General features: G+C 65.8%; 1 pseudogene. It reads left to right on the forward strand.

The annotated features are described in order from the left end of the window. A pseudogene (locus FMEAI12_RS32935) lies at positions 1-231 on the forward strand (transposase); the annotation flags it as partial.

The following is a 231-nucleotide window of genomic DNA, read 5'->3' on the forward strand; positions in this document are numbered from 1 at the left end:
AACAAGCCCGGAACCTCCTCATGGATCTCGGTGACCGGGCTGCCGACTTCCAGGTCCTGGTCCGTGACCGCGCCGGACAGTTCACCGCATCGTTCGACGCGGTTCTCGCCGACGCCGGCATCACCACGGTCAAGATCCCACCCCGGGCTCCCCGCGCGAACGCCTACGCAGAACGGTTTGTCCTAACCGTCCGGACCGAGGTTACCGACCGGATGCTGATCGTCGTCGACG

Source organism: Parafrankia sp. Ea1.12, assembly GCF_900465275.1.
GTDB classification, from domain to species: Bacteria; Actinomycetota; Actinomycetes; order Frankiales; family Frankiaceae; genus Parafrankia; species Parafrankia soli.